The organism is Oleiphilus sp. HI0128 (assembly GCF_001635365.1).
The window spans coordinates 1-688 of sequence record NZ_LWGG01001432.1 but is presented as its reverse complement, the minus strand read 5'-3'; the positions used below and the strand labels follow the sequence as shown (position 1 = coordinate 688).

1 protein-coding gene is annotated in these 688 nt (G+C 42.3%); it reads right to left on the bottom strand.

Translation table 11 applies throughout. The features are described 5' to 3' along the window. Window positions 1–178: 178 nt before the first annotated feature. Window positions 179–688 (bottom strand): type II secretion system minor pseudopilin GspK (gene gspK / locus A3763_RS23695; RefSeq protein ID WP_156495298.1); only part of this gene is annotated, 510 nt, incomplete at its 5' end.

The following is a 688-nucleotide window of genomic DNA, read 5'->3' as shown; positions in this document are numbered from 1 at the left end:
GTCTGATCGATTATTTCCAGACTCGAACGCGCGCCATATTTAAGTTGCTCACCAGCAATATCATGGTGAGCAACTTAAATATAACGCTCCTTCTACCTGATGTACTTTATGTGGCCTTACAAACAATGTATTTGGCATGAGTTTACTCTATCTGTTTTGAACGACGCTAATCGTTTTATTATAGCGCCACTTGCTCTTTGGTAATTAAATATTTTTGGCCCTGGTTACGACTAAGAACCTGTAAAGACCCGTCTTCGTTACTCCGATAGAGTACACTTCTTAACCTGACCGTGCGCTCGGAAAGTGTCACTTCGGTCGCTAACTCGTAAAAGTCAGATCGAACCCCGATGTAATTAAAGTTTATTTTTCCATCCGCAACTAAAGTCTCAGCCTTAAACTCGTCAATATTCTTCCAGGCCTTATCCTGACGAGCTTCTACCAAGCTATCTGCCTGGGCATCAGTAAGGGTTTCACTTAAACTCTGTAAAACTTCCGCTGTTGCAGTATTTACATTAACGGGAGCCCAACCCTGAGGCAATACAGTGACATGCTCTAATAGTTTTTTGAAGTCTTCATTACTGATTGTGGGAAGTAATCGTAATTCTGATATATCGAGCATAGGCTGGCCAGCATTTCTATAAGGAGGGTCTAAGGACAAATACTCGCCATCTTCCGCCCCATCAAAACC